Annotated in this window: 14 protein-coding genes; 5 read left to right on the plus strand and 9 right to left on the minus strand. The window is 69.0% G+C overall.

Annotated features, from left to right (window positions below; genetic code table 11):
• Positions 1-23 precede the first annotated feature (23 nt).
• Complete coding sequence (locus tag CLV29_RS08645; RefSeq protein WP_133754507.1) at positions 24-818, plus strand: transglutaminase-like domain-containing protein; 795 nt, start codon at positions 24-26, stop codon at positions 816-818.
• Between the two features lie 41 nt (positions 819-859).
• On the opposite strand, the gene CLV29_RS08650 is transcribed toward CLV29_RS08645, so the two are convergent.
• Positions 860-2,629 carry a DEAD/DEAH box helicase gene (locus tag CLV29_RS08650; RefSeq protein ID WP_481819215.1) on the minus strand — a complete coding sequence of 590 codons (1,770 nt, stop codon included), beginning with the start codon at positions 2,627-2,629 and terminating at the stop codon, positions 860-862.
• Positions 2,630-2,956: 327 nt separating this feature from the next.
• On the opposite strand from CLV29_RS08650, the gene CLV29_RS08655 reads away from it, so the two are divergent.
• The gene (locus tag CLV29_RS08655; protein WP_133754509.1) at positions 2,957-3,268 is read left to right on the plus strand and encodes a hypothetical protein; all 312 of its coding nucleotides are present in this window, start codon (positions 2,957-2,959) and stop codon (positions 3,266-3,268) included.
• Positions 3,265-3,933: a biliverdin-producing heme oxygenase gene (locus CLV29_RS08660; protein ID WP_133754510.1), complete on the plus strand. Its 669-nt coding sequence runs from the start codon at positions 3,265-3,267 to the stop codon at positions 3,931-3,933. The genes CLV29_RS08655 and CLV29_RS08660 overlap by 4 nt, the downstream gene beginning before the upstream one ends.
• Here the strand turns inward: CLV29_RS08660 and CLV29_RS08665 are convergent.
• Positions 3,889-4,488 carry a TetR/AcrR family transcriptional regulator gene (locus CLV29_RS08665; RefSeq protein WP_166649184.1) on the minus strand — a complete coding sequence of 200 codons (600 nt, stop codon included), beginning with the start codon at positions 4,486-4,488 and terminating at the stop codon, positions 3,889-3,891. The genes CLV29_RS08660 and CLV29_RS08665 overlap by 45 nt on opposite strands.
• Before the next feature lie 35 nt (positions 4,489-4,523).
• Positions 4,524-5,930 carry an MFS transporter gene (locus CLV29_RS08670; RefSeq protein ID WP_133754512.1) on the minus strand — a complete coding sequence of 469 codons (1,407 nt, stop codon included), beginning with the start codon at positions 5,928-5,930 and terminating at the stop codon, positions 4,524-4,526.
• 62 nt (positions 5,931-5,992) lie between these two features.
• Between CLV29_RS08670 and CLV29_RS08675 the strand changes: the two genes are divergently transcribed.
• Complete coding sequence (locus CLV29_RS08675) at positions 5,993-6,253, plus strand: DUF3039 domain-containing protein (protein ID WP_133754513.1); 261 nt, start codon at positions 5,993-5,995, stop codon at positions 6,251-6,253.
• Between the two features lie 17 nt (positions 6,254-6,270).
• Here the strand turns inward: CLV29_RS08675 and ahcY are convergent, their stop codons facing one another.
• From ahcY to CLV29_RS08705, 6 genes are all read right to left on the minus strand, one after another.
• Positions 6,271-7,722: an adenosylhomocysteinase gene (gene ahcY / locus CLV29_RS08680; protein WP_133754514.1), complete on the minus strand. Its 1,452-nt coding sequence runs from the start codon at positions 7,720-7,722 to the stop codon at positions 6,271-6,273.
• A 98-nt stretch (positions 7,723-7,820) separates the two neighbouring features.
• Positions 7,821-8,441 carry a vitamin K epoxide reductase family protein gene (locus tag CLV29_RS08685; RefSeq protein ID WP_166649185.1) on the minus strand — a complete coding sequence of 207 codons (621 nt, stop codon included), beginning with the start codon at positions 8,439-8,441 and terminating at the stop codon, positions 7,821-7,823.
• 89 nt (positions 8,442-8,530) lie between these two features.
• Positions 8,531-9,556, minus strand: a complete 1,026-nt coding sequence (locus CLV29_RS08690; protein ID WP_243831800.1) for an SIS domain-containing protein — start codon at positions 9,554-9,556, stop codon at positions 8,531-8,533.
• Positions 9,557-9,558: 2 nt separating this feature from the next.
• The gene (locus CLV29_RS08695) at positions 9,559-9,774 is read right to left on the minus strand and encodes a Trm112 family protein (protein ID WP_133754517.1); all 216 of its coding nucleotides are present in this window, start codon (positions 9,772-9,774) and stop codon (positions 9,559-9,561) included.
• A 134-nt stretch (positions 9,775-9,908) separates the two neighbouring features.
• Positions 9,909-11,270 carry a phosphomannomutase/phosphoglucomutase gene (locus tag CLV29_RS08700; protein WP_133754518.1) on the minus strand — a complete coding sequence of 454 codons (1,362 nt, stop codon included), beginning with the start codon at positions 11,268-11,270 and terminating at the stop codon, positions 9,909-9,911.
• Positions 11,271-11,279: 9 nt separating this feature from the next.
• A complete protein-coding gene (locus CLV29_RS08705) occupies positions 11,280-11,681 on the minus strand; it encodes a DUF3499 domain-containing protein (RefSeq protein ID WP_133754519.1) in 402 nt (133 codons plus the stop codon).
• Between the two features lie 211 nt (positions 11,682-11,892).
• Between CLV29_RS08705 and CLV29_RS08710 the strand changes: the two genes are divergently transcribed.
• Entirely contained in the window at positions 11,893-12,318 is a 426-nt protein-coding gene (locus CLV29_RS08710) for a metallopeptidase family protein (protein ID WP_133754520.1), read from the plus strand.
• Positions 12,319-12,330: the final 12 nt, after the last annotated feature.

Consider the following 12,330-nt stretch of genomic DNA (forward strand, 5'->3'; position numbering starts at 1 on the left):
AGTACTTGGGCAAAGATGTCGGCATGAAACGCGAAGTTCACTCCAGGATCGTCTGCCAGGTCACCGCCGAGGCGGACAACGTCGTGTCGATCAGTGTCACCGACACCGACCTGTTGACCTCGGAGGAGCTGACCGTCACCGTCGACGGCACGCCGGTCGAACCGACCGAGCTGACCGATGTCCACGGCACCCGGTTGCACCGGGTGATCACCCCTCCCGGTGAACTGGTGATCGCCTACTCCGCCGTCGCCGAGGGACAATCGGCGCCGGCCCCGTCGGAGGATGTGGACCTGATCCGCTACATGCGGCCGAGCCGCTACTGCCCGTCGGATGTGCTGGCTCCGGTCGCCTCCGGCCTGTTCGGCGAGAAGTCGGGGATCGAACTGGTGCAGGCGGTACGCGAATGGGTGAACAACCACCTGTCCTACATCAGCGGCTCCTCCGGCCCGACCGACGATGCAGTCGACACCTATCTGCGGCGGGCCGGTGTCTGCCGCGACTACGCCCACCTGTGCATCACCCTGCTCCGGGCCCGGGAGACTCCGGCCCGACTCGCCGCGGTCTATGCCCCGGGCCTGTCGCCGATGGACTTCCATGCCGTGGTCGAGGCCCATGTCGACGGTCGGTGGCAGCTGATCGACGCCACGAACCTGGCGCCGCGGGAGTCGATGCTGCGGATCGCCACCGGCCGCGATGCCGCCGACACCGCCTTCCTGACCACCAATTCCGGCGGATTGTTCCTGAACGAGCTGAAGGTCACCGCGGTGGCCGACGAGCTGCCGACCGAGGACCCGTCACAACTGGTGCAGCTGCGCTGAGGCGCCGCTCGACACCGGCCGTCCGACACCGGGGGTGACGGTCAGCCGCGGGTCGCCCAGGACCGGATCCGCTCGATCCGTTCGGTCAGCTGTTCCCCGGTCGCCGCCACGGCCGCCGGACCACCGCAGGCCTCCCGCAGCTCGTTGTGGATCACCCCGTGAGGTTTCCCGCTGCGGTGGTGCCAGGCGGCCACCAGCGTGTTCAACTGCTTGCGCAGCTCGCGCAGGTCCTCGTGGGCGGCCCGTGGCCGCTCCGGAGCACCGGCGGCCGACTGCGCCCGGGCCGATTCCGAACGTTCCACCTGGGCGGCCTGTCGGCGCCGCAGCAGATCCTTCACCTGATCCGGTTCCAGCAGCCCGGGCAGCCCGAGGTAGTCACGTTCCTCATCACTGCCCGACATCGTCTGCAGCCCGAACTCGCCGCCGTCGAAGACGACCTTCTCGAAATCGGCCTCACTGGCCAGGGCGGTGAACGTCCCCTCGACCAGGTCCGGCTCGGACTTCTCCTGCTGCGCCTCGGCCAGCAGCGCCGCCTCGTCCTCGGGAGTCTTCGGTTTCAGCGCGTGGTCCCGCTCGGTCTCCAGGCCGGCGGCCAACGACAGCAACGGGGCGATGCTCGGCAGGAACACCGAAGCGGTCTCCCCACGGGAGCGGGCGCGGACGAACCGGCCGACGGCCTGGGCGAAGAACAGCGGGGTCAAGGTGGCGGTGGCGTAGACGCCGACCGCCAGCCGAGGCACGTCGACACCCTCGGAGACCATCCGTACCGCGACCATCCAGCGGTCCTCGGACTCGGCGAACTCGGTGATCCGCTTGCTCGATCCCGGTTCGTCGGACAACACCAGGGTGGGTGGCTCACCGGTGATCTGCTGCAGGATCTTGGCATAGGCCCGGGCGTGGCTCTGGTCGTTGGCGATCACCAACCCGCCGGCATCGGGTACGCCGGAACGTACCTCGGTGAGCCGGGTGTTGGCCGCCCGGAGCACGGCCGGGATCCAGGCACCGCCGGGATCCAACGCCGTCCGCAGGGCCTGGGCGGTCAGGTCCTTGGTCAGCGGTCCCCCGAGCCGGGCAGCGAGTTCCTCGCCCGCCTTGGTCCGCCACTGCATGTCACCGCCGTAGGCCATGAATAGCACTGGCCGGACGATGCCGTCACTGAGCGCCGGGCCGTACCCGTAGGAGTAGTCGGCCCGGGAGCGCAGTGCGCCGGTGCCGTCGGGTTCGTAGCGGACGAAGGGGATCGGGTTGGCATCGGAACGGAACGGGGTGCCGGTCAACGCCAGTCGCCGCCGGGCGGGTTCGAAGGCCTCCCGCACCGCCTCACCCCAGCTGCGCGCATCACCGGCGTGGTGGATCTCGTCGAGGATCACCAAGGTGTTGTTCTGTTCGGTACGGATGCGCAGCGCCAGCGGGTTGGCCGCCACCCCGGCATAGGTCAGGGCGTAGCCTTGGAAATCGGCGGAGCTGGGTCCTTGTCGAGTGCCGAAGTTCGGATCGATCTGAATCCCCACCCGGGCCGCGGCCTGCGCCCACTGGGTCTTCAGGTGCTCGGTCGGCGCGACCACGATCACCCGGTTCACGATCCGCCGGTTGAGCAACTCCGCGGCCACGGTCAGGGCGAATGAGGTCTTGCCCGCACCCGGCGTCGCCACGGCCAGGAAATCCTTCGGCTCATCCTCGCGGTAGCGGTTCAGCGCGGCCTGCTGCCACGCCCGCAGCTGCTTGACGGTGCCCCAGGCGGCCCGGTCGGGGAAGGCCGGGGGAAGTCGATCGGCGTTCGCAATCGGCGTCAGCGGGTCGGGCACGTTCACTGGCCCCATTGTAGGAGCGTGCGCCGACGTTGGGTGGGAACGACCGGGCCGGCGTCTCTCAGGTCACACCTATCTCAACTTTAGGACCTATGGTCTAATCTGACGTTGGCGATCCGGATCAACGTCCGGGTGTCCGGCGACCTGGTCGCCGGTCTCGACGTCTCCCCGCTGGCCGCCGCCGGTGCGAGCTGATGGCCGGCCTGGACACCCGGGGAACTGGAGTACGCCTATTACGTCGCCAACACCGGCAATGTCCGCGCCGTCGGTTACGAGACCGTCACCGTCAGCTCCCTCGGCGGCCTGGTCAGCACCACCCAACGCGGCACCTTGGAGGAGATCCTGGTCGACGGTGCGGCCGAACGACGGTCGGTGGTCACCGGGGTCTGGCCGCTCGGCCCGAGCACCGTCACCGTGGAGGTCGTCCCCGAGGGCGTCGGCGGGCAGGTCGCCGACCCGGTGTCGGTGCAGACACAGGTCTGGTCCATTCCCTGGGCCTGGTTGGCGGTGCTGCTGCTGATCATCGGCCTGGCGGTCTTCATCAGCTGGCGCCGTGGCGTTCGCCGGGCACAGCAGGCAGACTTCTACGACGACGACTTCGATCCGATCGATCAGGACCACGAAGCGAGGGCCCACTCATGACCAGCCCGATCACGACCGAACCCGGTGCTCCGCTGGCACCGTTGTCGACGACCCTGCGGGTACGTACCCGCGCCGAACACGAACGCGCCGAATCCCGACCGTTCATCGCCGCACTGATGAACGGCGAACTGCACACCGGCGCCTACATCGACCTGGCGGTCCAACATGCGGCGATCTACCGCGCGCTGGAGGCCGGCGGCCATGGGCTTCGTACCGATCCCCGACTCGGCGCCCTGGTCCGACCGGAACTGTTGCGCACCGAACGGGTGGAGGCCGACCTGACCGACCTGGTCGGGCCGGACTGGCGCGAGCGTACCTCGCTGACCGAGGCCACCCGGCGCTACGTCGACCGGTTGGACGAGGTGGCGGCCACGCCGACCGGTTATCTGGCCCATGCCTACACCCGCTACCTGGGCGACCTGTCGGGTGGACAGGTGGTGCGCACGATGTTGCGACGCCACTACGGGCTGGCACCGGAGGTGCTGCGGTTCTACGACTTCGAGGTCGACAAGCCGAAGCCGTACAAGGACGGCTACCGCGAGGCCATGGACCAGGTCACGCTGAGCAGCGAGGAGTACGCCGCGGTGGTGGACGAAGCGACGGTCGCCTTCGACCTGAACTCAGCCGTCTTCGCTGATCTGGGCCTTCGGCACCTGGCCGCGTGAGGCGCCGACCAGCGAGGGCCAGCGGGCACCGGCGGCATTGACCACCAGCCGCTGGGCCTCGGCGAGCCCGTCGGTCAGTTCCGGTGCGGCATCGATGGCGGCATCGATCATCGGTACGGTCACCGCCAGATCCTGCGGCCGGAACACCCCGGAGGTGATCCCCTGCTGCAGGATCCGGCCCAACAACTCGTGTCTGCCCGAGGGGTTGCTGCCGATCGGTACCGAGCCGGTCGAGGCGGTCTCCTGGCGGTGCTGCAGCCGGGCCGCGACATAGGCGGCGAGCTGCTCGCGTGGATCGTCGGCCGGGTCCACCCGAATGCCGAGGTCGATCGTCGCGGTTTCCGACTCGTCCTCGGCCAGGGCCGCCAGCAGCCGCTCACGATCGGGGAAGTGGTTGTAGATCGCCGACCGGCCGATCCCGCTGCGGCGCGCCAGCTCGGCGTAGCTGATCGCCCCGAAGGGTTTCTCCGCCAGCAGGTCGCGCAATGCCGCGATCAGTCGGCGACGGACCCGCTGCCGGTGGTCGGCAACGCTCCCTCCTTCGATCTTCGGCACACGGCCATGGTGGCACGCCGGGAAAGGAATCCGCCTCAGGCGGGCTGATCTCGTACCGCGCCGATCCGCAGGGCGAACGGGATCGCCAGCATCGCGACCACGGCCATGGCCGTGATCACGGTGCCGAAACCGAGTTGGGAATCAGCAGCGATCTGCAGACTGCTGAAGATCGATCCGGCGATACCGGCGAACACCGCGTACCCGATGCCCTCGCCGATCTGCAACGACGCCGCGTTGCGGCCCTGCTGGTTGTCCGGGGACAGCGCCATCACGACCAGGCTGGTGGTGGCCACCGCCAGCCCCATGCCCAGGCCACCGATGGACCAGGCGATCGCGAGCACCCAGCCGGGAACCCAGGACAGCCAGGCCGGAACGGCTGCCAAGGCGATCGCGGTGAAGACCGCCAGCACCCCGGCCAGGATCAACCGGTCGCGCCGGACCCGGACCCACGACTGCGACTGCAACCAGGCACCGATGGCCCAGCCCACCGCGCCGATGCTGAGCACCGCTCCGGCCAGGCTGAGGCCCATCCCCCGGGTCTGTACCAGCATCAGCGGTACGAACGCCTCGGCCCCGAAGAAGGCGCCGGGAAACAGCAACCGGCACCAGACCGTGGAGGACAATCCGCGCCGGAAACGGAGGAATCCGGCCGGCATCATCGGCGGCAGCGCGATCAGCAGGGCGACCACACCGATCAGCGCTGCGGCCACCGCCCACCAGAGCCGGTCGGTGGCGAACAACTGACCCGCCGCCTGCAGACCGATCGCGCCGACCGCAGCGACCACGGGTGCCCACAAGGGCACCGGATCGGTGTCGGCGGACGACCCGTCGAGCAGGCCGTCCCGGCTGACCCCGGAGACGATCGGCCGCACCAGCAGACCAGCGGCGAGCACCAGCGGGACCACGCTGAAGAAGACCCAGTGCCAGGAGGCGCGTTCGGCCAGCGCGCCGGCGATCGGCGGGCCGACGAAGGCCGGCACCACCCAGGCCGCCGACATCCAGGCCATCACCTGCGCGCGGTGGGTGGGGTTGAAGATCCGGGCGACGATCACCGTCAGGCTGACGAACATCGCACCCGCACCGAGGCCCTGGATCCACCGGCCGAGCAGCAGCTGCGGCCAGCTGAACGCGAACCCGGCGACCAGCAGTCCGACCACGAAGACCGCCATCCCGGCATACATCGGCCGGACCGGGCCGATCCGGTCGGCCAGCCGGCCGGCGACCGCGGTACCCATCAACTGGCCGATGATGAACAAGGTGAACGACCAGGCATAGGCGCCCAGTCCACCGAGGTCCTCGGCCGCGCGCGGCATCGCGGTGGCGACCGCGATGTTCTCGAAGGCGGCGCCGAAGACACCGATGACGATGCCGCCGACCATCGCCGGGGTGGGAACGACGGTGCGCCGCTGGTCGGCGGCGGCGCTGGGGGAACTCTCCGTCATGAACTCATCGAACCACCTCCACCCAGGTTCAGCACAAGCGGTCGCGGACTACAGTGGGCGCCATGACCCAGATGAGCCCCGGCGCCGACACGATCCTCGACGAACGGACCGACACCACCCCGTCGGAACCTGGCGATCACGAGCGGCTTTCGCACTATGTGGCGAAGGACAAGCTCACCGAGGCGATGGTCATGGGTACGCCGGTGATCGCGCTCTGCGGCAAGGTCTGGGTACCGAGCCGGAACCCGGAGAAGTTCCCGGTCTGCCCCGACTGCAAGAAGATCTGGGAAGAGATGCGGCCCGGGGACGACGACGGCGAGTGACCCGTCGGCACGGCGGCTCAGTAGCGGTACGCCTCCGGTTTGTACGGCCCCTGCACCGGCACCCCGAGGTAGGCGGCCTGCTCGGCGGTGAGTTCGGTCAGCCCGACCCCGAGGGCATCGAGGTGCAGTCGGGCGACCTCCTCGTCGAGGTGTTTGGGCAGCACGTGCACCCCGAGCGGATAGTCGTCGGTACGGGTGAACAACTCGATCTGGGCCAGCACCTGGTTGGTGAAGGAGTTGCTCATGACGAAGCTCGGGTGGCCGGTGGCATTGCCGAGGTTCAGCAACCGGCCCTCGGACAAGACGATGATCGACCTGCCGTCGGCGAAGGTCCAGGTGTGCACCTGCGGTTTGATCTCGGTCCGGCGGATGCCGTCCAATCTGGCCAGGCCGGCCATGTCGATCTCGTTGTCGAAGTGGCCGATGTTGCCGACGATCGCCTGGTGTTTCATCCGCGACATCTGCTCGGCGCTGATCACGTCCAGGCACCCGGTGGCGGTGACGAAGATGTCGGCGTACCCGACCACCTCGTCCAACCTGGCGACCTGGTAGCCGTCGAGGGCGGCCTGCAATGCGCAGATCGGATCGATCTCGGTGATGATCACCCGCGCCCCCTGCCCACGCAGGGATTCCGCGCATCCCTTGCCCACGTCGCCGTACCCGCAGACCACGGCGACCTTGCCCCCGATCAGTACGTCGGTGCCCCGGTTGATGCCGTCGATCAAGGAGTGCCGACAGCCGTACTTGTTGTCGAACTTGGACTTGGTGACCGAATCGTTGACGTTGATCGCCGGGAACAGCAACTGACCGTCGCGGGCCATTTCGGCCAGGCGGTGGACGCCGGTGGTGGTCTCCTCGGTGACCCCCTTCACCGCGTTCGCCAGGGCGATCCAATCGGTACGCTGCGCGGCCAGGTTGTTGCGCAGCGTGGCCAACAGCACCCGCAGTTCCTCCGGGGTGTCGGCAGTGGCCTCCGGCACCGCCCCGGCCTTGGTGTACTCGACCGCCCGGTGCACCAGCAGGGTCGCATCCCCACCGTCGTCGAGGATCATGGTGGGCAGTTCACCGCCGGGCCAGTCGAGGATCTGCTCGGTGCACCACCAGTACTCCCCCAGCGTCTCCCCCTTCCAGGCGAAGACCGGCACCCCGGCCGGTTCGTCCACCGTTCCGTCGCCGACCGCCACTGCCGCGGCGGCGTGATCCTGGGTGGAGAAGATGTTGCAGGAGGCCCAACGGACCTTCGCCCCGAGCGCGGTGAGGGTTTCGATCAGCACCGCCGTCTGCACCGTCATGTGCAGTGACCCGGCGATCCGGGCCCCGGCCAGCGGTTGCTCGGCGGCGTACCTCTCGCGCATCGCCATCAGGCCCGGCATCTCGTGCTCGGCCAGGGTGATCTCCTTGCGGCCGAACTCGGCCAAGGAGAGATCGGCCACACCGAAGTCGGGCGTCGTGCGCGGATTGGAACTCATCGGATCCCCTCACTGGCGAAGGGTGGGCGGACCCACCTCACGTGAGCACATCCTAGATCGCGGGCGACCTCACCGGGCCCTGATCCGCCGGTCGGAGATCAGAGCACGAACAGCAACATCCCCAGCACCAGAGCGGCGGCGGCGACGTACCAGATGATCAACAGCGCCACGGCCATCCGGGCGAAGAAACCGGCCACGCCCGCCAGGGCACCGTCGCGCCCCGAGGCGTAACGGTGGGCATTGCGCGCGGTGACCACCACGAACATCGGCATCGTGATCGCCCAGACGACCATGCAGTACGGGCACATGGCACCGATGTCGAACAGGGTGTTGATCATCAGCCAGTGGATGAAGACCGCACCGAAGGTCACCCCCAGTTGCAGCCCGATCCAGTACCAGCGGGCGAATCGGGCGCCAGCGAGCAGGGCCATGCCGACGGCGATGGTGATCCCGAATCCCACCAGCCCCAGGAACGGGTTGGGGAACCCGAACACGCTGGACTGCCAGGACCGCATCACATCGGTGCACTGGACGGCGGCGTTCAGGTCACAGGTCAGTGCCTGATCGGGATTCTGCAGCAGATGGACCTTCTCGATACTCAGGGCCATCGCGCAGAACAGGCCGATCGCCGAACAGATCGCCAGGACCAGACCGATGGTGCGGTAGGAGAACGGCGGCGCCTCTTCGATCACCTCGTCATCGACCAGATCAGTCGCCATTCCAGTCCTTCCTCGCGGTCCTCGGCCCGGTAGCACCGGGTCCATCGCTCACTGTAGTTCGCCCGTGGCGGGCGACAGGAATCGTGGGTTCACCGCGCCAGCCGGTCCAGGCCGATGGCCAGGTACGTGGCGGCGTAGAGCCCGACCTGCAGGATCGACACATACCGCTCCAGGTCGCTGCCGTGGTGGCAGGAGATCGGACAGATCCGGATCTCGTGGAACTCGGCACAGTCGGTCAACCGCCGACGGTCGACGACCAGCGACTCCTCCGGTGACCCATCGTCCAGCATCACCAGTACCGGTCGCCGATCGCTCGGCGTGAGATCGGTGAACGGGTCGGCGAACGGGTCCCGTCGGCCGGCCGCCTCCAGCAGCGGCAGCAGGTCCTCGGCCTCACCGGCCAGGGCCGGTCGGCCGGTGGCGGCCCGGATGGCCTCGGCGATCCGCCGGCTCGCCCGGGCCGCCAGGACCGAGCCACCCCAGATCAGCGGCTGGGCGTCGGCCAGTCCGAGGGCGATGTCCTTGGCCGGGTTGGCGGCGATCGAGGCGCGGGGGGAACAGTCGGTGGCGGCCTGGTCGAGCGCGTCGGCGATCAGCTCCGGCGAGGTCGCCGGGGCCAGACCGGCATCGTGCAGTCCAGCCAGCGCCACCACTGCGGCGGCGAGCGGATCGGAGGTGGCGGCCGGCAGCACGATGCTGGCACGGCCGGTCGCGAACTCCGAGATCAGCGACGGGACCGGGCAGGCGATCAGCAGCGCCGCGCCCCGGCGCACGGCTTCGCGGGCGGTGGCCACCAGGCCCGGTGAGCCGCCGTCGGCCGCGCTCACCACGACCAGGTCCAAGGGGCCCACCCACCCCGGCAGTCCGGGTTGCGGCCAGGCCATGAACGGGACCGGGCAGGTCGGCTCGACCAGGACCCGGATCAGTCGCGCCTCGGCACCGGCAGCGATCACGGCTCGCGGTACGGGGAGTTCGCGCAACTCCTCCCGGCCGCGGACGGCTCCGTCGGCGGCCTGTCGTACCCGGGCCCCGGCCAGGGCGAGCGGGCGCAGCAACCCGTCGGCCCGCTCCAGACAGGCCGGGTCGTCCAACCGGGAGTCGTCGAAATCGGCCACGGTCAGCGGTGGTAGCCGGCCAGGGTGGGACGGGCCTCGTCGACCAGCAACACCGGGATCCGGTCGTGCACCGGATAGGCCAGACCGCATTCGGTGCCCAGACAGACCAACTCACTGGTCTCATGATCGACGGCCAGCCGTGCCCGGCAGCGGGGACAGGCCAGCAGTTCGAGAAGTTCACCCGGCAGGTCGAGGCCGGCGGTCGTTTCGACACCCATGGCGCAAGTCTAGGACTCCGTGCTCCCGGCTGTCGGCTGCGACTCGGCCGGCTCGGACGCTCCGCCCCGAGCACCGCCGAGCCCGGGGTGGACGAGGGTCACGACCCGGTGGTGACCGGGGCAGGTCTCGCCGCTCAGCTGCGGACCAGCGCCAGCACCTCATCCCGCAGGGCATCCATCTGCCGGCGGCTGCGCGCCTCCACGTTCAACCGCAACAACGGCTCGGTGTTGGACGGTCGCAGGCTCACCCACCAGTCCTCGGCGTTGATCATCACGCCGTCGCCGAAGTCGATCTCGCCCCGACCGGCGAACGCCTCGGCAACCTGGTTCATCACCGCCTGCGCGTCGTCGACGGTGGAGTTGATCTCCCCCGACGCGACGTAGCGGTTGTAGTCGGTGAGCAGCTCCGACAGCGGTTTGTCGGAGCGGCCGAGGGCGCTCAGCACGTGCAACCCGGCGAGCATCCCGGTGTCGGCGGACCAGAAGTCGCGGAAGTAGTAGTGGGCGGAGTGTTCCCCACCGAAGATCGCATCATTGGCCGCCATGGCCGCCTTCACGAAGGTGTGACCGACCTTCGAGGTGACGCACCGCCCGCCGGCCTCGGCGACCACCTCGGCCACGGTCCTGGAGGTGATCGTGTTGCGGACCACGACGCCACCGGGTTCGCGCTGCAGTTCGGCGGCGGCGATCATCGCGGTGATCGCCGACGGCATCACCACCTCCCCCTGGTCGTCGATCACGAAACAACGGTCGGCATCACCGTCGAAGACCAGTGCACAGTCGGCGCCGTGCTCGCGTACCGCCCGCTGGGCATCGACCAGGTTCTCCGGTTCCAGGGGATTCGGCTGGTGGTTGGGGAAGCTGCCGTCCAGCTCCAGATAGAGGCCGATCAGTTCAAGATCGAGTCCGGCCAGCACCACCGGCGCGGTCAGCCCGGCCATACCGTTCCCGGCGTCGACGACCACCCGCAGGTGACGCATCCCGGACAGGTCGACCAGTGAACGCAGATAGTCGGAGTAGGCAGGCAGCAGATCCTCTTCGGTGATCCGGCCCGGCGCCTGCTCGGCAGCGAAACCGTCACGTTCGATCTGCCAGGCCCGATCACGGATCTCGATCAACATCTGCGGTGTCATCGGGCGTGCCCCGGCCAGGCAGAACTTGATCCCGTTGTAGGCCGCAGGGTTGTGGCTGGCGGTCAGCTGGGCGCCGGGGAGATCCAGGCTGCCGGAGGCGAACCAGAGCTGATCGGTGCTGGCCAGTCCGATGTCGACCACGTCGACACCGGTACGGGCGACCCCGCGGGCGAAGGCAGCACCGAGTTCCACCCCGGACTCGCGCATGTCGCGGCCGAGGACGCACCGATCCCCGGGACGGAGTTGAAGGGTTTGGGCGAATGCGGTGCCGAGTGCCTCGGCGCCGGCGACGTCCCACTCCGGGCTGCTCCCGGCGATGAGACCGCGGATGTCATTGGCCTTGAAGATCTGCGGCTGCAACACGCGCGCAGCCTACCGGTTACGGTCCTCGCCCGGCGGATCCTCGGCAGGTTCTGCCAGGACCGTCAGATGCGCCTTCCGGGCCACCTCGACCATGCCACTGCGGCCGGGATGGATCGCCTCGGCCAGCGGGTCCTCGTAGGAGCGGCCGGCTTCGCGTACCGCATCGGCCAGGGCCAGCAGGTCGTCGACCCGGGCCTGTTCACGTTCCTCGGTGTCGTCGGGCAGACGGATCACCTCCCAGCCGCGGGGCACCGACAGGGCCGAGGAGTGTTGCTGGCACAGGTCGTAGCAGCCCGGCTCGGCGCGCAGCGCGAGCGGCCCCAGCACCGCAGTCGACTCGGCATAGACGTAGGTCAGGGTGGCAACTGCCCACCCCGCACAACCGGTGCGGGTACAGCGTCGACGTGCCATAGCTGCTCCTGTCATCCCCGATCGATGGACGATCGGACCGGATCGGTCGGGCGAGATCGGGTGGGCCACCCGAACAGTGCCGATCAGCAACCGGACTCCGCCTCGGGGATCGAGGCTAGTCCGCCCGAGTGCCCGGACCGGGCTCCGACACCCGGGCAGTTGTATCGGCTTCCGAGCCGGCAGCCCCAGCTGCGCGGCTAGGGTGGGCTCCATGCGTCGGGACCGTCATGAGCGTGGCTTGCGCGGACCTCTGGCCGCACCCAATCCCCTCACCGCGCAGCCGGTGACTCCTCGACAGCCTCCGGGCCGGACGGCCTTCTTCGACGATGTGGTGGCGGCCTCGCTACGGCTGATCCGCCGCAACTGTCCCCAGGCGTTGGCCGGGGTGGAGATCGGTGTGGTCGACGTACCGGAGATCACCGCCGCCTGGACCGACCCCGAACCACCGGTCGCAGCAGCGGTCGAGGCCACCGTGACGACCAGGGCGAAGGTCGTGCTCTACCGCCGGCCGTTGGAGCACCGCTCGGCCTCCCGGGCCGATCTGCGCGTACTGGTGCACCGGGCGCTGGTCGAACAGCTGTCCGCCCTGACGACCATCAGTGTTCGCGAGATCGATCCCGAGCTGGACGAGGACTGACCGGCTTCCTCG

The organism is Naumannella halotolerans (genome assembly GCF_004364645.1).
GTDB classification, from domain to species: Bacteria; Actinomycetota; Actinomycetes; order Propionibacteriales; family Propionibacteriaceae; genus Naumannella; species Naumannella halotolerans.

What these genes read in the sequence shown, in the direction of transcription:
- CLV29_RS08645 (WP_133754507.1), top strand. Translation starts at nt 24, where the DNA reads ATGAAACGCGAAGTTCACTCCAGGATCGTCTGCCAGGTCACCGCCGAG.
- CLV29_RS08660 (WP_133754510.1), top strand. Translation starts at nt 3,265, where the DNA reads ATGACCAGCCCGATCACGACCGAACCCGGTGCTCCGCTGGCACCGTTG.
- CLV29_RS08670 (WP_133754512.1), bottom strand. Translation starts at nt 5,930, where the DNA reads ATGACGGAGAGTTCCCCCAGCGCCGCCGCCGACCAGCGGCGCACCGTC.
- CLV29_RS08675 (WP_133754513.1), top strand. Translation starts at nt 5,993, where the DNA reads ATGACCCAGATGAGCCCCGGCGCCGACACGATCCTCGACGAACGGACC.
- ahcY (WP_133754514.1), bottom strand. Translation starts at nt 7,722, where the DNA reads ATGAGTTCCAATCCGCGCACGACGCCCGACTTCGGTGTGGCCGATCTC.
- CLV29_RS08685 (WP_166649185.1), bottom strand. Translation starts at nt 8,441, where the DNA reads ATGGCGACTGATCTGGTCGATGACGAGGTGATCGAAGAGGCGCCGCCG.
- CLV29_RS08695 (WP_133754517.1), bottom strand. Translation starts at nt 9,774, where the DNA reads ATGGGTGTCGAAACGACCGCCGGCCTCGACCTGCCGGGTGAACTTCTC.
- CLV29_RS08705 (WP_133754519.1), bottom strand. Translation starts at nt 11,681, where the DNA reads ATGGCACGTCGACGCTGTACCCGCACCGGTTGTGCGGGGTGGGCAGTT.
- CLV29_RS08710 (WP_133754520.1), top strand. Translation starts at nt 11,893, where the DNA reads ATGCGTCGGGACCGTCATGAGCGTGGCTTGCGCGGACCTCTGGCCGCA.